A 26,567-nucleotide genomic window follows, 5' to 3' on the forward strand; every position below is an offset into this window, starting at 1 on the left:
CTAGATCTGTGTTTATGTTGACTGCGATATGCACAATATTCACCTCAAGAATATTATGCAGTTATCCGACAAAACTGTACATTTTTAAACGATCACTTCTGTACATCTTAAAATTAGCATTTATACCTATTATGGATTTTTAATTGATATTTGCAGGTTTTTGCATGAATCTCTTTTAATGAATGAAGATGCACGAGGAGACAAGTTCATTAATTTTGAACAAGATTCTAAAGCGATGGTATATTTATATGAGGATTTTGTACGTAACTTTTATAGAAAAGAATTGCCAGAGAGTAGAGTGTACAGAGAGAATATTTATTGGAATGCAGAAGGAGAAGATTTAGATTATTTGCCCATTATGCAGACTGATATTTCAATTGAAATGTATGATAGAAAGATAATTATGGACACCAAGTATTATCAAAATGCGACCTCCTCTAGATTTAATAATGAAAAATTAATTAGTGGAAATTTGTATCAGCTGCATGCTTATTTAAGTAATTTTATTAATAAAGATAAGAAAGATTTAACGGGTGTTTTGTTATATCCAACAGTTGATAAAGATTTAGATTTATATTATAAGATTCTCGGTTCAAAAGTTAAGGTATGTACTGTGGACCTTAATCAGGATTGGAGAAAAATACACCAAAGGCTATTGAGCATTGTAGCATAAATTTGAAAAAAGAAGGTTCCAACATTTTTTAACGGGTTCTATTTTAAAGTACACACAGTATAATTCACACATGAAAACGCATGTGATTTCACCATCACATGGCGTTTTTCTTGTTTTAAAGTAAAAAAGGCACTTGAATTCACACCCCGATTCACAGGGTAAGAAATAATTTATGTAGGTGGTGTGATTCTTGTGTGATTTGCTTTGTGAATTGTGAATAACAAAGGACCGCTAGAAAAATATGTTAAAATATAGATATGAAATATTTATGTATGATCTTCAAGAAAAGGGCAGGATTCTGGAATAAGAGGTTGCTATATTTAATCCACAAAAGGGCATTATTTTGAATAACCTACCAAGATTGTGAACGGGTAACATCGATTGGTTTCTGTATACTTTCCATCATCCAAAGCAGTCTCTTTGTTTCTATTTGCTTCCCCTGCTCGAATCTGAAGGGCAGAATAATGGAAGACTCAGTTTCGAGATAAATTTATAAGTATTGTTACAAATTAATACAATACATGTAAAAATTATTATATAAATACAAAAGGAAAACAACTAATAAACTCTCTTAATAAAATCTCGTAGAGTCATATATTGTGTAAGGTTAAGAAGGGGTGAAGTGTTATGTATAACAAGATATTAGAACTATTAGATGCAGGGGGGGAGACTCGAAATATAGAATTTAAGAAGACATATGATTGGAATAACCCACAGCATAAGGCGAAGATTGTAAAGTGTATTTTGGCAATGAGTAATACTAAAGATGGTGGTTACTTAGTTTTAGGGATAGATGAAGAAAAATATGGTGAAGAAAAATTAACCGGTATGGAGCTAGAGCATTTTGATATATTAAACTACGACCACATAATTGTCGAGGTAAATAAGTTTGCCGATCCACCAATTTCTTTCCACATGTACCCTGTACAAGAAGAGGGGAAGCATTTTGTATTGTTACGCATTCCTGAATTTGACGAGCTACCTATTGTTTGTAAAAGAAGTGGAGAACAAGGGTTAAAGGAAGGGGCAGTATTCTCTAGATCGAAAATAAAACCTGAATCTGCTCAAATTAGAAGTCAGTCTGAGATGAGAGAGTTAATTGATATCGCAATAAATAAAGGGATTAAAGAATTCTATAAACGTGTAAGAGACTCTGGTTTACAAGTAACGAATAGTGATTCTAGCGACGAAAAATATGCTAAAGAAATACAAATGATTAAAGATATAGATGTATTAAATACTATACGTGAAACAGGATACTGGAGAATTACTATTAGACCTAGATATTATCTTGAAAACCGAATAGACTCTTTAACAAATTGCAGGAAAGCAATTATGGAAAACCAGCTTAGTCTTAGGGGATGGAATTTTCCTCATTTTAGAGGTATCGAAAATGGAAATAATTTTATCCAAGCATCAGAAAATTGGGGGGAGCACAAGGAACTACTGAGGCTATATAAAAGCGGTAACTTTGTTTACTTTAAGGCTATGAGAGAAGACTACATAGATAAACAACACTTGAGGAATGTAAAAGGTAGAGGGTTGGCCATTATGAATACCTTATTTCTATTTAGTGAGATTTTTGAATTTGCATCTAGGCTCTCACAAACGAATATACTTGGGGATGAGATAACAGTCAGCATAAAATGTTTTGGTATTAAGGATAGAGAACTTTTTTTCTTTGAACCAATGCGGACTCTATTCAGCGATTATGTTTCTACAATAGAAGATTCTGCAGAATGTATCGTAAGTGTAGGAATAGAGGAATTAATTGCAGATAGTGAAAAAATAGCAATTGAAACTTTACTACAATTGTTTGAGAATTTTAATTGGGATGCATCTGGCTCTATTGGAATTTTTAGAGAAGAGCAACAAAAATTATTATCAGGAACTTACTAGCAAAATAAACATATAAAATGAAGGTTCTTATCCTCTGTTCTGAGATTTCAACTTGGGGGAGATAGCTGCACAATAGCTATCGCTTATGGTGCTAACGGAGCATTTTAGTTGAAGAAGAAAAACGAATAATTCTATTTGAAACAAAAAAGTAACGGAGATGTTTAAATGGCTGGTAATAACGTGAAAGTGATTATATATAGTGGACTTTCAAGTAGTAAAGTGAAGTATCCTGTAGCTAAAACTGTTATTGGAACAATTATTAAAGGTAATGGCCCGAACTTACGTGTTAAAACAGAATTAGGAAATATCGTTGAGATTGCTAAGAGTAAAGTGTTTGATGTGAAGGATAAATGACTATGAAACAAGCGGTGACCTGTTTACACAGTTTTAAAAGACCACAATAGACTTATGCAAGTTGCTTTCATGGATTTCAGAAAAATAGCTAAAAAACAAGCGATTAACAAAATGTATGATTATCTATGTTGGGATAACGAATGACTAAAAATATGGTTTAGAAGTGTAGTGAAAGTATTTGTGGAAAGATTTTAAATACTCAGCAATTTGATTCTATTGTGAAGTAATGTACCTAATCGACAGGAGCAATTTTGTTTTTAGGAGGTGGGTAGTATGGGTAAACCCTTTGAAATTAATACCATAAGTGATCGAGATATAATGTCAGCCATTCAAGAAAATGGTTGGTATATTGATAAGGTAGAAAAAACGCCTGAAAGAAGCTTAGAAGCTGTTAAGCAAGATGGTCGTACATTAAAATTGATCCCCAAAAATTTACATTCTTTACCTTTGTGTCTTGAGGCTGTTAAACAAAATGCTTCAGCTATAAAATATGTGTCAAGAAAAATAATGACGGATGATATTTGCATAGAAGCCGTTAGAAATAAGGGAACAATAATAGCCAATTCCACGTATATTCCTGATGAATTCCGAACAAAAAAACTTTATCTTGAGGCAATAAAGCAAAACGGCAAAGCCCTTGAATATGTGCCCGATAAGTATAAGTCAGATAGTTTTTGCAGAATAGCTATTATGCAAAATGGTTTAGCACTCGAATTTGTTCCTAAAAATATTTTGTCAAAAGAACTATTCATGTTGGCAGTTGAGCAAAACGGATTGGCCTTGGAATATGTACCATATAAAAATAGAAGCAAAGAATTATGTAATGCTGCTTTTAATAATAATGTATTGGCATTAGAGCATGTACCGAACAGATATAAAAAGACGGAGTTGTGCAATGCTGCAGTAAAATCAAGTTGGAAAGCATTTCTTTATGTGCCGGAGAGTATGTACACTTTAAATAATTGCCTTGAATTATTTAAACGGATATTAAGGGAATATGACGATCTTTCTTTGATGTCGTATAGTGACCGCTCTTGTGTAAGAGAGATAGTAAACCGTTTGCCTGATAGTTTAAGTAAGGATATTCAGATTGTCAGGTTAGAGAGACAATTACAGGTAAGGGAATTTAAGAGAAAGTACTTTGATAGAGTAACACATAGATTTATTACGATAGAAAAAATATGGTATAGAGAAGAGGATGAAGTAAAAGAATTTGATTTATTTGTTGACTTTTATAATCATTTAGATGGAGATTTGAAAAATGCCAATCTGTATGATTATGATTTTAAAGAGGTAAGTCTCGGTGACCTTAACATTGAAGGTGCTTATATTAACAGCTCTGTATTAATCGAACAACATTTATATGATGATTCTTTTTACGCTGAAAACATCAAAGATTATAATTGCTACACAGAGCTTATGATTTCTGCAGAAAATGAGATAGTAGAGGCTGGCTCTGTTCTTCATGATAACGATTTGTTTTCAAATGGCTCACTAACTGACACTTCTCACAAGATATACTATATTAGTGATATCCACCTCAACCATAAGCTATTAAAAGCATTCCCGACAAATGCAACTAAATTGGAAGTTCAAATGTATATTAGACAGTTAGTAAAAAAAATGATTGAAACTGCTACAGATCATTCTTATGACGACTATTTATTAATAGGTGGGGATATATCTTTTAACTTTGAAATATCAACTTTGTTTTATACAGAATTAGTCAAATATATGAAATCGAAGCTTTGGAATCCTCATCAAATAGTAGTAGTGCTTGGGAATCACGAATTATGGGATTTCAATCGACGCGGGGTCACACATTCTAATTTGCTTACATTAGATGAAATTATCCAGCAATACCGCGATTTGTTTTCAAGTCTAGGCATATGCTTTTTACAAAATGATTTGCTGCTTTCAAACGGAACGATTATTTCAGAAAAACAATTGGAATCCATTGATCAGGACGACTTGAAGCATATCTGCTTGAAAAATCCTTTTGTAATACTGGGTGGATTAGGGTTTTCCGGCTTAAATTCACAATATAACGCCACACAAGGAATTTATCGGCAAACCATTATGTCTTTAGATGAGGACATCAAACGGACTAACCAATTTAAATTCATTTACAATAAAGTGAAAAGTGTTTTAGACAACGATAAAGTTATTATTTTAACTCATACGCCAAAAGAAAACTGGTCGAATGAAGAATACAACCGTAACTGGATATATGTGAATGGACATACTCATCGAAATGATTACTGTTGTGACGATGAAAAAACTTTTTATTCTGACAATCAAATTGGATATTATTCTACAAACATAGGTTTAAAACATTTTAAATTATCAAGAGTTTATGATATTTTTAAGCATTATCCTGACGGAATATATTCTATTTCGAGGGAGCAGTATTTGGACTTTAACCGGGGCGTTGAGATTAAAGTAACTTTTAATAGGACAGGAACTATACATATGCTTAAAAACAATAATGTATATTGTTTTATACTTGAAAATCAGAATACAGGGAAAAAGTATCTGTTAAATGGAGGTATGATTAATAATTTAGAACATAACGATATCAATTATTACTTTGAGAGGATGGCGTATTATTCAGATGCCATCAGCGGGTTATTTAGCGATTACAATAAAGCACTAAAATCCATATCTGATAGTATTAAAAAAATTGGCGGTGTTGGGACAATTCACGGATGTATCGTTGATATAGATTTCTTTAATCACATCTATGTGAATCCGGAAGATGGAACCGTAACCCCTTATTTTGCCTTATCGATGGTTGATAAGTATGTCTATCCAAATGTCAAAGCGCTTTTGTTAGCTCAAAGAAAAGATTTATATGACAATTATATAAATCTTTTAGATGGAGAGAGCGAGGGCATCAAGCTGTTGAAAGGTGAAGTACAAGCAGGAAGTATTGAAATATCAAGATTTATTCCGGACACTTATATGTATAGACCATCAAGAATAATGAGGTCATTACAGTACCTTACAGAAGTTAATGTTATAAGGATATGGAATGATCATATTATCGAATATCAATTAAAAAGCAAAAATAAAGCAAAAGATTTGTGTGATATTAACGACACTTTGTTGCTATCCACTAAACGAAACAGAAGCACTTAACGCCGCTTTTCAGCGGCGTTTCTGCGTGATTATGAAGTTGTTTAATGATATTTAATTCCGGTTGCGAATAACTAGACGTTTATAGCTTATTATTATATGACATTTTTAATCGTGCAGTACAAGTTGCAAATAAAAATGAAATGACGAAAGCAATTTTTTATTAACGGGTTGCGCTAGTTGAACAAGAGCTATCATTTACAAATGATCTATTGCTGCACAGTACAACGATACTATAGAAAATAATATTCAACAAACGATCGTATTTCTAGAGTTTTGGATTGCAGCCATTGTTCCGTTATAGGGGGGCTTTAATGGAGTAAGCTCCTTAAAAATATAATGCAAAAAAGAGCTCAAATTTGAGCTCTTTTTTTTTGAATTCCTTTGTGAAACTGTCTGTGAAAAACGCGTGATTTGTATTGCGATTTTAGCTGCGATTTCCGATTTTGTACCTCAAAACAGAACCCGTTAAACATTTTGGAACCTTCTTTTTGAAATTATATCCATTTTTAAGAGGTATTGTTATAATAATGTTGTAGTGGAAAAGGGGGGAGCATATGAATTTGTTTACTTTTAGAAAAATGGAAGAAGATTATTATACTAACATTCTCATGTATATTCTAAATTACGATAACTATAAATTACTCCCTCTTTTCATCCATGAACTTATTGGAAACAATTCCAAAGACTTTGATTATGATCAACTTGGGATTGGTCTCTTCACGAAAATGCCTCCAAGGTCCTCAAATAAATATGAATACATCATTGGGATAGCACCATATGGATTTCATCAAGAACACAATACTCTGGAAAACAATATAGATTCTATACCTGATGCCTGGGTTTATGGATCTAATTTTACATTACTGTTTGAATTTAAAATTAGAGGTAATCTAGATGAAGCTCAACTGGCTGCTCATAAGAAAAAACTTCCTAACTATAAAGGGACGATTCGTTTAAAATGGTCAGATGTAATTGAAGCATTACATTTTATAAAGAAAGATGGAAACCAAGTTCAACGATTTTTAATAGATGAATTTATTACCTCTAGTGACGATTTTAAGGTAAGAAGAAAATCATCCGGTATGCCTAAAGAGATTATAGGCGGCAGGAATATTGAAGAGGAAATACATTTTATTATAACTGGGAGTAAAGATACAAAGGGTTACTCTGTTGATATTGTATTATCTGATGGTATAAAAAAAAGGTTAATAAATAGTTTAAGTGGTATTCAAGCCTCGCGAAAATGGATAGCTAGTTTTATTGTCGAAATGCAGGATCAACTACCCATGGATAAGGTTGATAATGAAACAATTATCACCGATTGTTGTGTTAAACCAGGAAGGTTAAAGAATGCATGGAATCAATGGAGATTAGGAAGTTATTTAAATAAATAATTTATTCTGGAGGATCAAAATGCCAAGCCATTGGAGTGAAGAAGAACAAATTCATCTATTGAACTCAGTTCCGACTTACCGTAAAATAATTCGAAAAGATTCAAAAGAAGCAAAGCGGCTATTAGAAAAACTAGCTCACGAAATACATCAACAAAATCCTATCTTACATAAACGAACAGAAAATGCCATTATGGAGAGGCTACCTTATTAGGACAATCTACTTGCGGGAGTCTTTGAAGAAAAACATTATGCTATAAAGGATAGACACTTATACTCGACTCTACCAAGAGATGATAAGAGTAAAAGACCAAATTTATGGAATAAGAGACATCACTATAATGGAGCTATGAAGGAATATATGAATAAAATATCTATAAAATCTTTTGAAGAAATCTTAAAATATCCTTTCGTAATCATTTATGATAGTGCGACTGGGAATAAGTTGCATAACGGATTGTTCATATGTTACAGAAAAGAATTTCGAGGAAAAAGTTAATGAAAATAAAGGGAAGAATGGCTATTATTATCCAGTAGATAACTTTGAAGAAATAATGGATCCATCTGTGATTCCTTGTAAAGTATGTAATCTAAAAATGGTGGTTAAATAAGTGGGAGCTAAAGAAAGGTTACTGATGGATATGAAGATTATTAAACTAGCACCGATTTATTTAGACCAGGTTGTAGAAATTTTTTGCCGTGTTCATAATGGGGATTTTGATTCTACTAAGGAGCGTTTTGAACGTCATGCTACATATGAAGGGTATCAGGGTCTGGTAGCGGTGGATGAAAACGATAAGGTTCATGGTTTTGTTTATGGCTATACTTCGTTACCTGGTCAGTTTTACAATGGGAAGCTCAGGGCTAAAATGACAGAGGAGCAGATCGAAGAATGGCTGACAGATTGTTTTGAGTTTGTTGAATTGGCCGTTGATCCGGAGCACCATCGAAAAGGAATTGGCAAGGTGCTGCATGATACGATCTTGAGTAGTATTCCTCACCAAACGGCCATCTTAACGACTGGAGTCGAGATGGAACCGGCAAAGATTCTTTATCTGAACAAAGGCTGGGAAATCATCCGGGAGAATGTGGATGTATTGAATGTAGGGAAACAACAGCTGATCATGGGTAAGAAACTGAAATGAATCGAATGGGGTGAAACGATTGGGAAAGGCAGACAAATTGCCTCCTGAAATCAAAAAATAAAAACGATTTTAGGAGGCTGATCATGAACTTTCATATCCTTAATAAAGAAGAGTGGGATAGAAAAGAGTATTTTGAGCATTATTTGAATTTGAAATGTACCTTCAATCTGACATCGAATATTGATATCACAATATTGCTGGAGCATCTTCAAAATAAAGGGCTGAAGATTTATCCTGCTTTTATATATATGGTGATCAGAACTGTAAATGCTCATAAAGAGTTCAGGACATGCTTTAAAGATGAAGACGTTCTAGGATATTGGGACAATATGGTTCCAAGTTATACGATCTTTCACCCTGATGATAAATCCTTCTCAAGCATCTGGTCTGACTTCTCTGATGATTTTGATGTCTTTTATCAAAATTACCAGGACGATATAAACCAATATAGCGATGTGAAGGGGCTTTTCCCGAAAGAAAATGAACCTCGAAACTCATTTCCTATCTCCAGTGTTCCTTGGATCAGTTTTACTGGTTTTAACTTGAACATCAACAATGATGACAACTATTTATTACCGATAATAACTGGGGGGAAATACTTCAATCAGGGCGATAAAGTATTGTTGCCTGTCTCAGTACAAATGCATCATGCCGTTTGCGACGGGTATCATGCCAGTCTGTTTTTCTCCGAGTTACAGCAATTTGCTGACACCTGTCATGAGTGGCTGCATATGGATTAGGGGGATTTCACGTTGTTTAATGTGGTATTAAGAAGACCAAGGATGGATGACATCGCAGAGTTGCATCAATTATTTAAGACAGTGATTACAGATACGTTCTCCAAAGAAGGAATCGAACACATGGAGGATGACCTTCTTGAGGAAATAGAAGTTAAGAAAAAATACCTAAAAAGCGATCTTGAGAGTAATGGGGAACACCGATACTTTTTGATAGCAGAAGATGGGGATAGAATTATTGGTTGCATTGAATATGGACCTGCTAGCGAACTGATCCGTACTTGTACAAATAATGCTTATCACGGGCTGATGGAACTCGGAACTGTATTTGTCCATCCCGGCTATCAAAGGAATGGTATAGGGAATCTGCTATTGGATGCGATCTATCGTACGTTCGATGAAAAACGCATTGAAGAATTCTGTTTAGATAGCGGATATCGTCGTTCACAAAAAATCTGGCGAAAGAAATTCGGAGAACCGGATTACTTCTTAAAAGATTATTGGGGCGAAGGATATGACCACATGATCTGGAGAATTAAAGTGGGATTATATTAAACATTAACAATAAATAAATGATTTTCAATCGATAAATAGGAGCCTGTTAATGGAATTGGGCTTCTTTTTCTTTTGGAATCCCGTCTATATAGGGGTATGCCTTTGGAGGGGAGGTGAAAATTACCATTGAAGTAGGACCGTTCCCTTATGAGAAGAGATTAGGATTATTAAATGCCGCGAAAAGCAGGGTATAAATATTTAAACATCAGCCGGGCTTAGAATAAGAACAGATTTATAGAATAAGGATTCTAGCTTAACTACAGGGGTTTTGATACAATTATTAAATCTCGTGGTGTTTCTCTTCTTGAAAATTATGTTGAAGGTGAAGTGATAATATGTCAATTAAGGTATTTATCGAGTATAAAATTATAAGTGAAAAAGAAGATTATTATCGTTGTTTACTGGGTGAGGTTTTGAAATATCACAAAGAACAGTGGGGTATTAAAGATTTTCAAATTTTTGAAGGTACTGATCAACCTTATTTATTTGTTGAAGAGTTTCATGTAGAAAATATAGATCGGTACCAGAAATATAAGGAGGAACGACAACATGAAAAAAATCAATTGTGGAAAACACTACATAAATGTATAAAAGGCGGAGGTGATAAAATTAATGTTTGGGCCTTTCAGAATCTTGATATTAGATAAAAAAATGTCTATCAAGATTTTTTGTTTTCTTTAGATCAATACATGATTCAAGAGGCTAGTGAATGTAAGTACTACTTATTTTTAAAAAATCATTTATGTTTCTTACTTCTTAATTGTTTACCATTCTTTTGCCCATCAATATGGCAACCGTGCAGGTATGAAATCGATATACACAATATCATCCAACTAATCATATTTTCTTCTCCACAAAGAGATAGTTCCTTCCCCCTTAAACCCCTTAGTATTTTTGTAAAACCATACTGCAATTATCCAATAATCTTATGTATTTGATTAATCGTTGACAAATCTGTTCCATAATGAAAAAAATAACTATTTGGCTTCCAAGGCTATGTATTTGTCTTGGCAGTTTTTGCTGTTGTTTGAACTATTGGACGATTCTTAAATTTTTTAAAAGTCAAAATATTTAAAGGTATAGAATGAGATTTTAAAACAATTCATCTCTTTTTTTTAATAATATTGTGGACAAGAGAAAACCCATGACAAAGTTAGTTATAGAGATTGAAAAAAAACCTCTGGGAAAAATTACTTCTGTTTAGCAAAGCAAACAGCTTTGTTGATCGATCTGACACTACTGATGGGAAGACAGCACTAGGTTAAACCATTATTTACCGGTAATTGTGGTTACACACACGAAAAATGTTTGAAATGGTACAGGAACCTATCAATGCTGGTTTTTCTTCGTATTTATGAAACCGCTTTCAAATAATGGATTATTGGAAGCTTAAAAAAGGAGTGGTGCAATTGTTTTATTAAGAATTTATAAAGGATTATTCAGTTTTAGGATCAGTCTCCGTTTCAATGGATATAAAATTTGACTCCCTATAGGAGTTATTTGGCTTCCATCTACTCCCCATAAAAAAGTTTAACTTCTACCAGTTTATCCCGCGCAGACAAATCGATGGGGAATGTCATTTTATGTTTAGTCGAAAAATTCAGACCCAAGTATAAAAAGAAAGATTATAAATCAATGCTCACAATAAATACCACTCGGAGATCGTGAATTTATATTTGTAAGTATCGCAGTAAACATACGATTTAATAAAAACAGAGTATAGGAGGAATGAAATATGTCAGATACGGCACGGGTACCGAGTGTTACTGATGCTCAAGAACCCCAGGTTAATAACCGTCAAGTGGTTTCAGCAACAGCCGCGTCTCTTTTAGGATGGTCCTTTGATCTTTATGACCTTTTTATACTTTTATACGTAACACCTACTATAGGAGTATTATTTTTCCCTTCTACTAACCCTACGCTTTCGTTAGCTGCTGTATACGCATCCTTTGCTGTAACATTACTGATGCGACCGCTTGGGTCTGCCATTTTCGGTTCTTACGCTGACAGGAATGGGAGAAAAAAAGCAATGACCGTTGCGATAATAGGGGTTGGTGTCAGTACAGCTGTTTTCGGCCTTTTACCTACTGTTCCACAAATCGGGTTTATAGCTGCGATTATTTTCATACTCTTACGACTTGTCCAAGGAATATTTGTTGGTGGTGTCGTTGCTTCTACCCATACGATTGGGACAGAGTCTGCTCCACCAAAATGGCGTGGATTAATGTCAGGTCTTATCGGTGGTGGTGGAGCAGGGTTAGGTGCTTTGTTTGCTTCGATTGTATTTACGGTTGTTTCTGCCTTATTCCCTGGTCAAGCATTCGAGGATTGGGGATGGCGAGTGATGTTCTTTACGGGAATCATTGGTGCGATCGCGTGTCTATTTGTTTTTCGTACTCTTGAAGAATCTCCACTTTGGGCAGAAACACGTAAAGAAGAAAAACAAAAAGAGGATACTGCGATACAACAAACACCAGTTAAAGCTTTATTTACAAAATATGGTCGTATCTTACTGGTCAATGTCATGATCGTTCTAGGTGGTGGCTCTGGTTATTATCTAACTGCAGGTTTTCTTCCCACCTTCCTTGAGGTGATAAATGAGGTCGAACCTAACATGTTATCAGGTGTTTTGATTGCTGCAAGCATAGTAACCATTATTTCAGCGATAATTTTTGGACAAATAAGTGAAATTATTGGTAGGAAGAAAACTTTTTTGTTAATCGGTGTAATGAATATAATAGGTCTTCCTTATTTTTATCTAGCATTAGCCGATGCAACCACTACTTTTACTATATACTTTTATGCTTTATGTTTAATATTTTTAGGAAACGCTGCATATGCCCCGGTCTTAATCTTTCTAAATGAACGGTTCCCAACAGCGATTCGTTCTACGGGTACAGGTCTATCATGGAACATGGGATTTGCACTCGGTGGAGTCATGCCGACTTTTGTAACTTTATCAAGTGGTTCAATTGATAATATTCCGTATACACTTATGTATTTTGCAATCGGCATTTACCTCGTATATATCATAGGGGGCCTTATCATCCCAGAAACAAAAGGAAATCTTAAATAGGAGGGTGAAAATATGTCCACAGCAGTTAATAAAAAGGCACCAACTTATTACAACTTTGTTGCAGGTGAGTGGGTTGAATCTTCTTCCAAAGAAAGGTTGGAATCCAGGAACCCGGCGACAGGAGAACTTGTCAGTTATTCTCAGAAATCAAATAGACATGATGTAAAAGAGATTATTGATACAGTCCATTATACTTTTCATCAAAGTGATTGGGGAGTAAATCCTAAACTCCGTTATGAGGCTTTACTTAGTCTTGCAAACAAGATATCGGATAATATCGAACATCTTTCCCGTATTCTTACGATAGAGCAAGGTAAGACAATCCGTGAATCACGTATTGAAATTACGGGTTGTATTGATACACTTAAGTATTTTGCAGGAGCTGCTCGAACTGTGTTTGGTCGTTCAATGCAGTTAGAACCGAATAATTTCGGTGTTATTGCAAAAGAGCCTATTGGAGTAGTTTCTATTATTTCACCATGGAATTGGCCGGCCCTTCTTATGATCCGTGAACTTGCTCCTGCCCTTGCTGCAGGGAATGGAGTAATTGTAAAACCTGCAAGTCTCACCCCTGGGATATCGGTGGAAATATTTAAACTGATTGCGGAAATACCTGAATTTCCAAAAGGTATTATTAGCATTATCACAGGTCCGGGAAGCTCTATTGGAGCGGAGATGGCGAAGAGCGAGAAAATCGATATGATCAGTTTTACTGGTGATACCTCCACCGGTAAATCTATTTTAGAAATGGGAGCCAATACAATTAAAAAGATTGCTTTAGAACTAGGGGGTAAATCTCCGAATGTAGTTTTTGATGATGCAAACTTGGACAAAGCGATTCCATTCATCGGTCGTTCCATTTTTATTTCCGCAGGACAAATTTGTATGGCGGGTTCGAGAGTTTTGATTCACGAATCTATCAAGGATGAGGTTGTATCACGTTTGAAAGACTACGCTGATAGTTTACGAGTGGAAAATGGATTATTAGAAACAGCAGATATGGGTCCACTCGTTTCAAAAGATCAGCTTAATATCGTGGCAGAATACTGCGAAATCGGTTGTCGTGAAGGAAAAATGATTACAGGTGGTTACCAATTAACTGGAGGGGAGTATGATAATGGTTATTTCTTTGCCCCTACCATTATTGATGATCTTCCCTCTAACTGTCGGGTATTAAAAGAAGAGATTTTTGGTCCTGTACTGGCTGTGCAAACTTTTTCCAATGATGAAGAAGCGCTAGAAATGGCGAATGACAGCGAGTTTGGATTGTCTGCCGGCGTATGGACTACAGATTTGAACCGAGCGATGAAAATGTCAAAGGGAATCAAAGCTGGAACAGTATGGATTAATACGTATAATAAAAATTTCCCAGAGACCGAATTTGGAGGTTACAAGAAAAGTGGATTGGGACGGACGCGAGGGATTGATGGTTTGATGGAATACTGTGAAACGAAACATATACACTTCGAAATGGAATAAGAGAGGAGGGTGGTCATGGAAACAGTCAAAACGAATGACTTTGAATTTTCATTTCATCTGCCAACTTTGATCGAGTTTGGGTATGGAAAAACTTCTCACATTGGAAAACGTCTTCTCCAATTAGGAGTTCAAAACGTATTTTTCGTGAGTGACAGTGGAGTACAAGCTACGGGACTTTTGACGCCATTGACTCAATCATTACAAGATTCAAATATCCATTATGATTTTTATTTGGACGTTGAACCAGACCCAAGTATAGAAACGATTGATAAAGGTACGGAATTGTTTAGTTCCAATTATTATGATTGTATTCTGGCGGTTGGCGGTGGCAGTGCAATTGATACTGCTAAAGGCATCCGTGTGGTTGCAACTAACGGTGGAAGTATTGGGGATTATGCAGGTGTCAATCGAATTGATAAAGCATCCGAAATTCCTTTAGTGACGATACCAACCACTTCTGGTACAGGAAGTGAAGTAACTATTTTCGGTGTTTATTCTGATTGGAATAACAATGTTAAGGTTACAGTTACAAGTCAACATATGGCTCCGACAATTGCGATTGTAGATCCAAAGTTAACAATGGGGTTACCGCAAAAAATGACGGCTGGTTCTGGTATTGATGCATTGGCACATGGGATTGAAACATTTTTTTCTGTCCGTTCCTGTCCATCATCAGACGCACTGGCCAAAGAAGCAATTGCAATAGTTGGTAATCACTTAAAACGTGCCGTTCATGAAGGGAATGACGAGGAAGCAAGGATTGGCATGTCACATGGGAGCCTACTTGCCGGAATGGCATTTAACAATGGTTTCCTAGGTCTAGCTCATGCCATTGGAAGTGCACTTTCTGGTCATTGTCATGTTCCTCATGGGATAGCGATCGGTTTACTTCTTCCACATGTTATTGAATTTAATTCTATTGTTTGCCCAGATAAGGCAGCAACGATTTCTGAATTGTTAGGGGTAAATGAGGAGCCATTAGAACAGAAAGCAGCATTGGCAGTCACAGAGTTGGTAAAGGATATTGGTCTTCCAACCCGTCTTAGAGATGTAAACGTTTCCGAAACTAAACTTCCTGACATTGCAAGAGACTCTTTCAAAAGTGGAATGATGAAATTTAATCCTCGCCAACCGAGTGAGGTTGAAGTGTTAGAGCTGTTAAATAGAGTGTATTAAAGAAAAATATTGGAGGTATCATTTATGAGTGAAGATCTAATTTATAACTTAGAAAAAAGTACAGATCAAGTAGCATGGAATTTGTATCGAAAGGCAATACGATTTGGAACCTGGGACCCTGAGGAAATTGACTTGACTCAGGACAAGGAGGATTTTGCTTCACTTGATGACGATTTAAAGGGCTACCTTATTCATTTTTGTACAGGGTTCCTGGATGCAGAAGAAAATGTTGCCTTAAAATTTTGCCCATGGATTATGCTGGGTTCATCGACTGAACAACAAGCATTTCTCAGTACGCAATTAGTGGAAGAATTTAAGCATACAGAGTTTTTTATGCGTTATTTCAAAGAAGTTCTTGGCCGTGAGCGTACACATGGTGTGAAAAACTTAGTGCAACAAGAGCTTGATGAACGCTCTAAAAAAATGTTAGCAGCCTTAGAAGCCGGCCCCGAGGAAAGAGAAGAAGCTCTTGTTGAAGGATTAACCCATTATCAGGGGATTATTGAGGGTGTTCAGGCAATGACAGGTTATGACGTGTTTAAAGATGTTTTCGGAAATAAAGGGTTGTTTCCGGGACTTGCTGAGGGATTCGCGAGAATTAAGGAGGATGAGGGACGTCATGTTGGTTTCGGCCTGCGAATGTTAAAACTTTTGGCACAAAATCCAAATCACGCAGAAAGAATACGTGCTCTCTATGAGGAGTACTTACCTCTTATTCTGATTCGATATGATCAACCTATAGTCATAGACGGACGAGAGATACCTACCCCACCGGAAGTCCGTGGAAGGGAACGATTGACCAAATTATTCGACAGACGACTAAAAGATATATTAGGTGTTCAAACCGTTTAATTTATGGATGTAATAAAATTTATGATAAGGCATTCATCTATGTTGCACTCCTATACACGAATTGCTGTTTTCAAGGAATAAGGGAGGAATCACTAAATGAGATCAAAGACGTTTCGGTCATGGCTAACACACCTGCAAACAAGGGGGCGTTTAGCTGCAATCGATAAAAAAGTCAGTTTAGAATTTGAAGTAGCAGGCATTGCGAAAAAATTGGACGGAAAAATGGCCACATATTTTACTAATGTAGAAGATTATGAAGTTCCTGTTGTATCTGGTATATGTTCAACACGTGAAGACTTTGCGGAAGCTTTAGAAACAGATCAGTTTAACCTTATTCCTAAATTCACAGAAGCAGTATCAGCACCTACTGTATGCAGGCTTGTTGAACCTAAAGATGCCCCAGTAAAAGAAAATATTATTCTAGAAAATATAGATCTAATGAATAAGTTACCTATACCTGTTCACCATGAGGACGATTCTGGTAATTATATTACGGCAGGATTATTCATTGTCAGAGATCCGGTTACACGAAAACAAAATGTATCGATTCATAGACTTCAAATCTCAGGGAAAGATAGATTGGGAGCATTAATTCTTCCTCGTCACACTTCTTATTTATATAAACAAGCAGAGGAAGCAGGTAGACCATTGGAATGTGCAATTGTGATAGGGGTTGACCCTGCTACACTTCTTGCATCACAAGCCAGTACGCCTTTTGGGGTGGACGAATTGGAAATTGCAAGTTCACTACACGGAAAACCGCTTGAAGTAGTGAAATGTGAAACAGTTGATATCGATGTTCCAGCCTACTCAGAAATTGTATTAGAAGGTCAAATCCTCCCTAATGTAAGAGAACCTGAAGGGCCGTTTGGGGAGTTCCCTAAATATTACGGACCACGTAGTGATAAGGAAGTTGTCAAAATAACGGGAATAACCCATCGGGACAATCCGATCTTTTATACGATTGTCCCAGCTGGTTACGAACATCTTTTACTTGGGGGGATACCTCGGGAAGCAAGCTTGCTTCAAAGTGTTCGTCAAACGGTTCCTTCCGTAAAGGCTGTGCATATGAGTCCAGGTGGAACATGTAGGTATCATGCCATTATTTCTATTAAAAAACGGAACGAAGGCGAAGCAAAGAATGCCATTTTAGCGGCATTTGCAAATAGCTTCGACATTAAACACGTGGTTGTAGTAGATGAAGAGGTAGACATTTTTAATATGGAAGAGGTGGAATGGGCTATCGCAACACGTTTTCAAGCGGAGCGAGATCTTGTCTTGGTTCACAGTGCTCAAGGATCGAAGCTAGACCCATCTACAAATGATGGGATTGGTTCAAAAATGGGATTCGACTGTACAGTTCCTTTAAACAGCGAGCCAATGCGATTTAAACGTATCCAAATACCAGGTGAGGACATGAACATCGAGGAATATATCAGTTCGATCTCTTCCGGGTTAAAAAAGGAACACGTTGAAAAATGAACTTGGCTTCATCATCTTTGAATGGGGGAAATATATGAAAATCGTAGTAGGGATTTCTGGTGCGAGCGGTGCTATTTATGGTGTCCGATTGCTTGAGGCATTAAGAAGTGTAAATGTAGAAAGCCACCTTGTTCTAAGCGAGACAGCAACAAAGACGATCGAGTATGAGACAGAGTATAGCATAAATGAAGTAATCGAATTGGCAACAGAAGTATATGACAATACGAATTTGGGAGCTGCAATATCAAGTGGATCATTTAAAGTGGACGGTATGGTGATTGCACCTTGTTCGATTAAGACTCTTTCCGGAATTGCAAATAGTTATAACAATGAGCTAATTACCAGAGCGGCAGATGTAAACATAAAAGAACGAAGGAAACTGGTGCTCATGGTGCGGGAGACTCCACTACACCTCGGCCATCTTAATCATATGACAATGATTACCCAGATGGGTGGTGTTATACTCCCTCCTGTTCCTTCCTTTTACCACCTTCCAACAACAATTAATGAGATTGTTAACCAAAGTGTGCAAAAAGCTTTGGACCAGTTTGGAATTGAGGCTAAGTTATTTCAAAGATGGAGTGGAATGTAGCAACATATAAAAAGAAATATGATCCATCTTCAAATAGTAATAAAAGTTTTCAAGTGTTGGATAAATTTGGTGAAACAGGAGGTTGAAAATGTTTAGGAAAATTAAGATTGAAATGTTGATTCTCTTCGCTGCTTTGTTACTATTGGGAGGTTGTTCAGCCCTGCCAAATAATCAGGTTGATAGCAGTAAAAAATCAAACCCTACTGCAGAGGCCAAAGAAAAATCCAACATAGAAGGATCTCCTGTGCAATTAAAAATTGCAACCCTCTCACAGGGTAGTTCATGGTATGTATACGGAGCAACAATGGCTGAACTTTTGCGTAAGCATCTCCCAGCTGGATCGGTTATTGATGTACTACCTTACTCAGGTGGAATTGGTAATATTAAATTAGTTGCAAATAAACAAGCTGGATTGGGACTAACCTTTAGTGTAAATAATAAATGGGGTTACGACGGCAATGTAGCGTATGATAAAAAATTTACAAATTTACGGGCGTTAGCAGGAGGTTTTGATCAATACTATGTTGGGATTGTATGGAGAAATGAATTTGCTGAGAAATATGGTTTGAAATCAATTAAGGATCTTAAAGAAAAGAAAGTCCCCGTGAAACTCATGACTGTTAATGTGGGGAGCCAGGGGGAATTTGCAGCCCGACAGATATTAGAGGCGAATGGTTTAAGTTACGATTACATAAAAACTAATGGAGGCTCTGTCACTCATACTACTTTCGATGTCGTGCAAACAGCATTAAAGGACGGACAAGCTGATATGTTTATTCAAGTCATGACCAAGGGACATCCGGCATTTACGGAAATCGCTTTAACAACACCAGTAACATTCGTTTCTCTTGAAGATAACGTTATTGAAAAATTGAAAGCCTATGGTAATGAGGCTGCGATGTTAGAGGCTGGGGTATTTAAGGGACAAGACAAGCCTGTCAAGACGATCGGTTTTCCAACCACGCTTATAGTTTCAGACGATTTTCCAGATGAGACAGCTTATCAAATTACAAAAATACTTGCTGAAAATAAGGATGATTTAGCAGCAGGTCATAAAGCGTTGGAAGCCTTTAAACCAGAAGAAGCCTGGAAACCTGAGAGATTGGGAATTCCTTTGCATCCTGGTGCCAAAAAGTATTATAAGGAAAAGAGTTGGCTGAAGTAAAATGAAAATTTTTTTGCAACCAGCCCCAATCATTGGTATCGCATGGTCACTGTTTCATGTTTATACAGCTGCTTTTGGAGCGTATCCAGCTCTGGTTCAAAGGGCGATTCACATTGGATTTGCCCTAGCTCTTACTTTCATGATTTTTCGGATTACCAAAGATGGAAGTAAAATTTTGCTTCGATCCTTGGATTACTTTTTTGCAATATTATCTTTAACAATCGCAGGATATCTTTTTTTTCATGCCGACCGATTAAGTACCCGAATTTGGTTTGTTGATAAAATTACAGAAGCAGATTTAGTATTCGGATTGGCCCTGATAATTCTTGTGTTGGAAGCATCTAGAAGGACAGTCGGGCGTGCTATGACAATTCTAGCTAGTATATTTTTAGTTTATGGTCTTTTTGCAGATCACCTTAAAGGGATTTTAGCAAACCGCGGGCTTTCACTTGAACATCTTGTGGACCTACAAGTGCTCTCACCTCAGGGAATTTTCGGTATACCTGTAGGTGTGTCCGCAGATTATGTGTTCTATTTTATTTTGTTCGGTGCCTTCCTTGAGGTGTCGGGAGGGGGTAAATTATTTAACGACCTTGCTTTCCGTCTTACCGGTAAATATAAAGGGGGGCCCGCAAAGGCTGCAATTGTCTCCAGCGGCTTAATGGGAAGTATTAGTGGTAGTGCTGTAGCGAACGTAGTAGGTACTGGAATATTTACAATTCCACTGATGAAAAAGATTGGTTATTCCTCAAGGTTCTCTGCGGCAGTAGAAGCTGTTGCATCTACTGGAGGGCAGTTAATGCCACCGATAATGGGGGCTGCGGCATTTGTCATGGCAGAAATGTTAGGAATGCCATATGCTACAATCATTCTGGCTGCTATTATTCCATCAATCCTTTTTTATATAGCTGCATTTTTTATGGTCCATTTAAAGGCTTCACAGGATGGAATCGAAGGGATAAATGAAGGAGCTCTTCCTGATGTAAAACAAGCCGTTAAGCAAAGGATTCACCTTTTAATACCTTTAGGAATTCTTGTGTTTTATGTTTTATCTGGTTATTCCCTTTTGACTGCGGCGTTTCGGGCTATTGTAGCGACTATTTTGCTAAGCTTTTTGCGGAAGGTAACAAGGATGAAGCTTAAAGACATTCTTCAAGCTTTGGAAACGGGTGCAAAGCAATCATTGCAAGTGGCGATTCCATGTGCGATAGCAGGGATAATTATCGGGGTTATTTCTTATTCGGGATTAGGACTAAAGTTCACTGGTCTAATCATTAACCTTTCCTTTGGTAATTTAATTGGTGCACTTATTTTAGTAGCCATTGGGTGTATCATTCTCGGAATGGGGATGCCAACAACTTCAGCATATATCATGGGTGCAATTTTAATGGCTCCAGCACTTGTACAACTCGGGATTGAACCACTCGCTGCCCACATGTATGTCTTATATTTTTCCGTATTATCAGTGATTACACCACCAGTTGCGCTAGCTTCTTACAGTGCTGCTGGGATTGCCGGCTCAGACCTATCAACTACGGGATGGACATCGATATTAATTGCTTCATCCTCGTTTTTAATTCCGTTTGCCTTTGTTATCAATCCCGCGATGCTGCTGATCGGTTCGCTATCAAATATCGTTCTAGTTACTATAATTTCTATAATAGGGATTTTTGCACTTTCAGCTGGAGTTATCGGTTATGTATTTACTAATACTAGTATTTTTGAAAGGATATTCCTGATTATTACAGCAATTCTATTAATCATTCCAGAATTGATTACAAGCTTGATTGGCCTAGGGATGTTTGCTGTTCTACTATTATTGCAAAAACAACGTGCAAAGTTAAGTTTGGACACCATTCCCCATCAGAGGGTAGGGTTGTAAATCAAAATAGTAAGAATCAACTTTATCGTGTCGTTAACGAATAGTCAGATAAAATGCACCTAGAGATACCCCTGCCTATTAACATAGCAGGCAGGGGTATTTTTATATTCGAATTTTAGAATAATTGGTCCTAAATTAAAAATTGGAGGATGATTTATGCCTTTTTTAAAAAACAATGGAGAAAGCCTTTTCTATCATATCCAAAACGAAGATCTACTGAACACTGGAAGTAATGATGTGATTTTATTCCTTCATAGTTTAGGTGCCGATCATCGGTTTTGGAAATACCAATTGGACGATTTGGAAGGGATGGAGTGGGTAGCGATTGCCCCTGTAGCACGGGGACATGGAAATTCAACCTGGAATAGGGGAATTAGTTTAAATCTCTGGACAGATGACATATTACAATTAATAGATTTCTTAGGAATACAAAAGGTGGTTATATGCGGTCTTTCAATGGGGGGAGTTCAGGCGCTTTCCTTTGCCCAGCAATTTCCTGAAAGAGTAAGAGGTCTTATATTGGCGGACACTTTTGCAAAGATTGAGAAAGAGTCAGTATCAGAGAAGATCAGGTTAACTGGAGGAATTACCAAAGAGCTTGGAATGGATGAATATGCAAACCATTATTTAGACCTAACCCTATCACACTCGTTTACTGCTCAAGTTATGCGTAATCCTTTACGAGAGAGTATCGAACAAATGGATGTAACAGCTTACCAAGAATCTGCGGAGGCCTGTTTTACGGTAGATCTGGAGGGAGGGCTAAAGGAATTGAATATTCCAACACTTGTATTGATTGGAGAGGATGATCAAAAGACTCCAATTTCTTATTCAAAAGTAATTACAAAAAATATCCCAAACTCAAAATTAGTGGTGATTCCACAGGCGCGTCACCTTGCTAATGTAGATCAGCCTAAAGAGTTTAACCGTTTATTAAATGAATTTCTAAGTGTCATGCAAAATAAGTCACGACGCTATTCTTCTCTTTCTTTTGACTTGTAAAAAGTATGCATTTCTTTATTGTCTCCAGACAAGGTATTCCCATAACTATTCTAAACTACTATAGGACCAAACTTCAGACTAAAAACAAAGATTATAACACCTTTACTTAATGAGGAGAATATATTAATCATTTAAGTAAGGAACCTGGGGGAAGCTAATATGGCCAAAAATTTTGAAATTGTTGTTCGCTCTACAGAAATTGATGGTAATGGACATGTAAATAATGCAAAGTTTCTAGAATATTTAGAATGGGCGAGACAGGAATGGAGTAAAACTAGTGAGATAGACAAGCAAAAACTCGATCTATTAGGGATCAATTTGGTTACTGTTAATATAAATATCAACTTTAAAAGAGAAGCACTTGAAGGGGATATCTTAACCATAAACACAGAACTAGAAAGGGTCGGTAGATCCAGTTTCACGCTATCGCAAAAGATATATAACCAATATAATCATCTTATTGTTGAAGCAATGACAACTAGAGTTGTAATTGATAATAACAAAAAGGAAAGTTGCGCAATCCCTGAAAAGTTAAAAGTTGTTTTGAACAGAATATATGAACAGATTCAATAGAGTGATTGCCCGAATTTTTTATTACAAGGAAATGACACTTACAAAGCAACGAAGTTTACTAATTATATCAACAATAATATCCTTTCCCTTATTGTATTTACGATCTAATAGTAGACATTCATAACTGGTATATTGAATGTTTATAAGATCACCAAAAAGCTTGCATAAACATATGTAGCTTTCTTACTTATAAAATCACATTACAGTAATTTTATAAGTAAGAAAGCAATATTTTAAAACTCTAGAATACTGAATCTGTTAGTATCGTTTATGAAAACGCTTGCAAAACAAGGGAGTGATGATTGTATGTTAAGCACTAAAGCAGCTGTTACTCATGGTAAAGGAGAGCCATTCAAAATCGAGGACATTATGATAGATGATCCGAAGGGTGGAGAGGTGCTCGTTCGTGTTCAGGCTACAGGGATTTGTCATACTGATTTGATTGTCCGAGATCAATATTATCCTGTTCCTTTACCTGCTGTATTGGGTCATGAGGGTTCAGGTGTTGTTGAAAAGGTAGGAGAGGGAGTCAGCAGCGTTAAACCAGGTGATCATGTGGTTATGTCATATAGTTCTTGTGGAGATTGTCCAAATTGTCGTAGTGGCGATCCTTATGCATGTAATCAGTTTTTTGAGCTGAACTTTACAGGTACGATGAAGGATGGATCTTGCAGGTTACACCAAGATGGAAGGGACGTTCATAATTTCTTTGGTCAATCAAGCTTTGCCACTTATTCCATCGCCTCTGAAAGAAATGTTGTCAAAGTTCCAAAGGATGTTCCACTTGATTTATTGGGACCATTAGGTTGCGGAATTCAAACAGGGAGTGGAGCTGTCCTCAATAAATTGAAGCCTCAAGCTGGATCAAGCATCGTTATTTTTGGATGCGGAGCGGTGGGTTTAAGTGCTGTCATGGGAGCAAAGGTGGCAAACTGTACAACTATAATTGCAATAGACTTGAACGAAAGTCGCTTGGAATTAGCAAAGGAACTTGGTGCCACCCACACCATTAATCCAAAAGATACAAATTCGGTTGAAGAAATCCAGAAAATAACAGGAGGCGGTGTGAATTATTCGATTGAAACCACTAGCAATCCTCAGGTTTTACGTCAAGCCGTCGATTGCCTAGCTACATTAGGACAAGCCGTAGTCATTGGTGCTCCACCGGTAGGGACTGAAGTTCATTTAGATGTAAATACCATTTTATTTGAAAGATCGGTGGTGGGCGTTTTACTTGGATCGGCTGTTCCTCAGCTGTTCATCCCGAAATTAATTGAACTATATAAGAAAGGGAAATTCCCGTTTGATAAATTGATTAAATTTTATAGTTTGGAAGAAATCAATCAAGCCAGTACAGATTCGGAAGCAGGTGCGACAATTAAACCAGTTCTAAAAATAGGATAAATTTGAGGGAGGAACTGAAAATGACTGTAAAAACGCATAAATACTTTGAATGGAGCAATAACCTGGTTAATGGTAGCTGGAGAGAAGGGTCTAGTGAAAAAACTTGTACAGTAACCAATCCTTATAATGATGAAATCCTGACAGAATTGAAGTTTGCTAGTAAAAATGATATCGATGAGGCATATTTGGCAGCTGAAGCGGCGCAAAAACGGTGGGCAAAAGTTGCTCCTTTCGAAAAAATCAGCATTCTTGAAAAAGCTGCTCAAATTATGCAAGATAAGAAAGAAGAACTGGTCCAACTTCTTATAGAAGAAACCGGAAGTTCACATTTAAAAGCAAGCGTTGAAGTTGACTGCAGCATCAGCGATATAAAACTGGCTGCTACTTTTCCGTCAATGATGGGGGGATCGATTCGTCCATCCGCCATTCCGGGAAAAGAAAACAGAGTTTACTATGAACCTGCAGGAGTTGTTGGCGCCATCACCCCTTGGAATTGGCCTTTATATTTGACAATGCGTGTTGTTGCTCCTGCTATTGCTACTGGAAATAGCATTGTTTTGAAACCTGATCAGCAAACCCCTATTAGTGGTGGCCTAATCATTGCCAAAATCTTTGAAGAAGCGGGGCTTCCAAAAGGCGTCATAAACGTCACTGTGGCGGATCTTAAAGAAATAGGCGACTCTTTTGTAGAACATCCAGTGCCAAGTGTCATTTCATTTACAGGTTCGACTGCTGCTGGAAGACATGTAGGCTCACTTGCAGTCAAGCATGTTAAAAGGCCTGCCTTGGAACTGGGAGGAAACAATGCTTTCATTGTTTTAGATGATGCAAATATTGACGAAGCTGTTTCTGCAGCAACGTTTGGTAAATTCATGCATTCTGGCCAAATTTGTATTGCAATTAATCGTATTATTGTCGATCGTAAGCTTTATGAATCGTTTATTGAGAAATTTTTAAACCAGGCTGCAAATGTTAAAGTTGGGGATCCACGTGAAAGTGATACGATCATTGGACCTATGATCAATCGAAAACAGGTGGATCGAGCATTGAGTATCATCGACAAAAGTGTCGACCAAGGCGCAAAATTGATTAAAAAAGGAAATGTCGACGGTAATCTTATGGAGCCGTTTGTTCTTGTAGATGTAACAAATGATATGACAATAGCCCAAGATGAAGTGTTTGCTCCTGTAGCTTGTATTATTCCAGTCGATAATGAAGAAGAAGCTATTAAAGTGGCTAATGATACTCCATTTGGTTTAAGTGGCGCAGTATTTTCAGGTTCGCTTGAAAGAGGCATCAATGTCGCCAAACAGATAAAGACAGGTATGATTCATGTCAATGATCAAACAATCAATGTCGAGTCCAATGTTCCATTTGGTGGAGAGAAAAGCTCAGGTATAGGCAGATATTGCGGCGAATGGGCATTCGAAGAGTTTACAACTGTAAAATGGATATCCGTTCAAAAGGAATCTAGACAATATCCATTTTCATAAGGTAAGGAATAGCGTGTGGGATGTTTGGTTCAAATACAACATAATGAATTTTTAAGAGACCTCAAAAAACCTCTGCTATTAGACGCAGAGGTTTTTTACGTAGCTACTATTTTGTAAAAATGAGAAACTTAGTAAGAAATCTATTTACAATTAGCAATTGGGTCATGCAGGACCATCAACCTAGCATTTTTATTAATATTTTTAGTGCGATCCTGAAATCATCTTGGCATTATTTTGGACAAAAATCCGTCTCGGGAGACATCGAAGAGACAAAAATTTGTGGAACCTGGGCATATTATGGGGAATTTTCGTCAATGACGGCCAAAAGTATAGGAACTTCAAAGGAAAAGGATATATAAGCAATTCTGGGAGGAGCTTATCTCTATCCTTTTCTTTTTCCAAAATAGGCGTTCAAGAGTTGAAATGGTGATTATTACCTGGTCTTTATCAAAAGAATTTCGTTTAAAATGAAAAACACGAATTACATCACACATTT

Annotated in this window: 22 protein-coding genes; all 22 read left to right on the top strand. The window is 36.7% G+C overall.

The window, feature by feature from the left end; translation table 11 throughout:
• Positions 1-178 precede the first annotated feature (178 nt).
• The 22 genes from ACTWQL_RS11975 to ACTWQL_RS12080 all read left to right on the top strand — a co-directional run bounded on the left by ACTWQL_RS11975 (position 179) and on the right by ACTWQL_RS12080 (position 26,071).
• The gene (locus tag ACTWQL_RS11975; RefSeq protein WP_443142675.1) at positions 179-673 is read left to right on the top strand and encodes a 5-methylcytosine restriction system specificity protein McrC; all 495 of its coding nucleotides are present in this window, start codon (positions 179-181) and stop codon (positions 671-673) included.
• Positions 674-1,300: 627 nt separating this feature from the next.
• Positions 1,301-2,572, top strand: a complete 1,272-nt coding sequence (locus tag ACTWQL_RS11980) for an AlbA family DNA-binding domain-containing protein (protein ID WP_443142676.1) — start codon at positions 1,301-1,303, stop codon at positions 2,570-2,572.
• Positions 2,573-2,737: 165 nt separating this feature from the next.
• On the top strand, positions 2,738-2,926 hold the full coding sequence (locus ACTWQL_RS11985; protein WP_443142677.1) for a hypothetical protein: 189 nt from the start codon (positions 2,738-2,740) through the stop codon (positions 2,924-2,926).
• Positions 2,927-3,199: 273 nt separating this feature from the next.
• The gene (locus ACTWQL_RS11990) at positions 3,200-6,067 is read left to right on the top strand and encodes a DUF4116 domain-containing protein (RefSeq protein WP_443142678.1); all 2,868 of its coding nucleotides are present in this window, start codon (positions 3,200-3,202) and stop codon (positions 6,065-6,067) included.
• A 554-nt stretch (positions 6,068-6,621) separates the two neighbouring features.
• Positions 6,622-7,461, top strand: coding sequence for a hypothetical protein (locus tag ACTWQL_RS11995; protein ID WP_443142679.1), 840 nt, complete (start codon positions 6,622-6,624; stop codon positions 7,459-7,461).
• A 19-nt stretch (positions 7,462-7,480) separates the two neighbouring features.
• On the top strand, positions 7,481-7,672 hold the full coding sequence (locus ACTWQL_RS12000) for a hypothetical protein (protein WP_443142680.1): 192 nt from the start codon (positions 7,481-7,483) through the stop codon (positions 7,670-7,672).
• 397 nt (positions 7,673-8,069) lie between these two features.
• Positions 8,070-8,603, top strand: coding sequence for a GNAT family N-acetyltransferase (locus tag ACTWQL_RS12005; protein WP_443142681.1), 534 nt, complete (start codon positions 8,070-8,072; stop codon positions 8,601-8,603).
• Positions 8,604-8,686: 83 nt separating this feature from the next.
• On the top strand, positions 8,687-9,343 hold the full coding sequence (gene catA, locus ACTWQL_RS12010) for a type A chloramphenicol O-acetyltransferase (protein ID WP_443142682.1): 657 nt from the start codon (positions 8,687-8,689) through the stop codon (positions 9,341-9,343).
• Positions 9,344-9,355: 12 nt separating this feature from the next.
• Entirely contained in the window at positions 9,356-9,895 is a 540-nt protein-coding gene (locus ACTWQL_RS12015; RefSeq protein ID WP_443142683.1) for a GNAT family N-acetyltransferase, read from the top strand.
• Positions 9,896-10,230: 335 nt separating this feature from the next.
• Positions 10,231-10,542, top strand: a complete 312-nt coding sequence (locus tag ACTWQL_RS12020; protein ID WP_443142684.1) for a hypothetical protein — start codon at positions 10,231-10,233, stop codon at positions 10,540-10,542.
• A gap of 1,088 nt (positions 10,543-11,630) precedes the next feature.
• Complete coding sequence (locus ACTWQL_RS12025; RefSeq protein ID WP_443142685.1) at positions 11,631-12,971, top strand: MFS transporter; 1,341 nt, start codon at positions 11,631-11,633, stop codon at positions 12,969-12,971.
• A gap of 12 nt (positions 12,972-12,983) precedes the next feature.
• Complete coding sequence (locus ACTWQL_RS12030) at positions 12,984-14,450, top strand: aldehyde dehydrogenase family protein (RefSeq protein WP_443142686.1); 1,467 nt, start codon at positions 12,984-12,986, stop codon at positions 14,448-14,450.
• 15 nt (positions 14,451-14,465) lie between these two features.
• The gene (locus tag ACTWQL_RS12035; RefSeq protein ID WP_443142687.1) at positions 14,466-15,626 is read left to right on the top strand and encodes an iron-containing alcohol dehydrogenase family protein; all 1,161 of its coding nucleotides are present in this window, start codon (positions 14,466-14,468) and stop codon (positions 15,624-15,626) included.
• Between the two features lie 24 nt (positions 15,627-15,650).
• A complete protein-coding gene (locus ACTWQL_RS12040; protein ID WP_443142688.1) occupies positions 15,651-16,478 on the top strand; it encodes a R2-like ligand-binding oxidase in 828 nt (275 codons plus the stop codon).
• A 96-nt stretch (positions 16,479-16,574) separates the two neighbouring features.
• The gene (locus ACTWQL_RS12045) at positions 16,575-17,960 is read left to right on the top strand and encodes a UbiD family decarboxylase (RefSeq protein ID WP_443142689.1); all 1,386 of its coding nucleotides are present in this window, start codon (positions 16,575-16,577) and stop codon (positions 17,958-17,960) included.
• A gap of 34 nt (positions 17,961-17,994) precedes the next feature.
• Entirely contained in the window at positions 17,995-18,552 is a 558-nt protein-coding gene (locus tag ACTWQL_RS12050) for a UbiX family flavin prenyltransferase (protein WP_443142690.1), read from the top strand.
• Between the two features lie 88 nt (positions 18,553-18,640).
• Positions 18,641-19,717 (top strand): TAXI family TRAP transporter solute-binding subunit, encoded by a 1,077-nt coding sequence (locus ACTWQL_RS12055; RefSeq protein ID WP_443142691.1) that lies wholly within the window; start codon positions 18,641-18,643, stop codon positions 19,715-19,717.
• A 1-nt stretch (position 19,718) separates the two neighbouring features.
• Entirely contained in the window at positions 19,719-21,599 is a 1,881-nt protein-coding gene (locus ACTWQL_RS12060) for a TRAP transporter permease (RefSeq protein WP_443142692.1), read from the top strand.
• A 156-nt stretch (positions 21,600-21,755) separates the two neighbouring features.
• Positions 21,756-22,601, top strand: a complete 846-nt coding sequence (locus ACTWQL_RS12065) for an alpha/beta fold hydrolase (protein WP_443142693.1) — start codon at positions 21,756-21,758, stop codon at positions 22,599-22,601.
• A 159-nt stretch (positions 22,602-22,760) separates the two neighbouring features.
• A complete protein-coding gene (locus ACTWQL_RS12070; protein ID WP_443142694.1) occupies positions 22,761-23,174 on the top strand; it encodes an acyl-CoA thioesterase in 414 nt (137 codons plus the stop codon).
• Positions 23,175-23,444: 270 nt separating this feature from the next.
• Positions 23,445-24,578 (top strand): NAD(P)-dependent alcohol dehydrogenase, encoded by a 1,134-nt coding sequence (locus ACTWQL_RS12075; RefSeq protein ID WP_443142695.1) that lies wholly within the window; start codon positions 23,445-23,447, stop codon positions 24,576-24,578.
• Positions 24,579-24,598: 20 nt separating this feature from the next.
• A complete protein-coding gene (locus tag ACTWQL_RS12080) occupies positions 24,599-26,071 on the top strand; it encodes an aldehyde dehydrogenase family protein (RefSeq protein WP_443142696.1) in 1,473 nt (490 codons plus the stop codon).
• Positions 26,072-26,567 lie beyond the last annotated feature (496 nt).

Source organism: Pseudalkalibacillus sp. R45, from assembly GCF_052246725.1.
Classification (GTDB): domain Bacteria; phylum Bacillota; class Bacilli; order Bacillales; family Fictibacillaceae; genus Pseudalkalibacillus.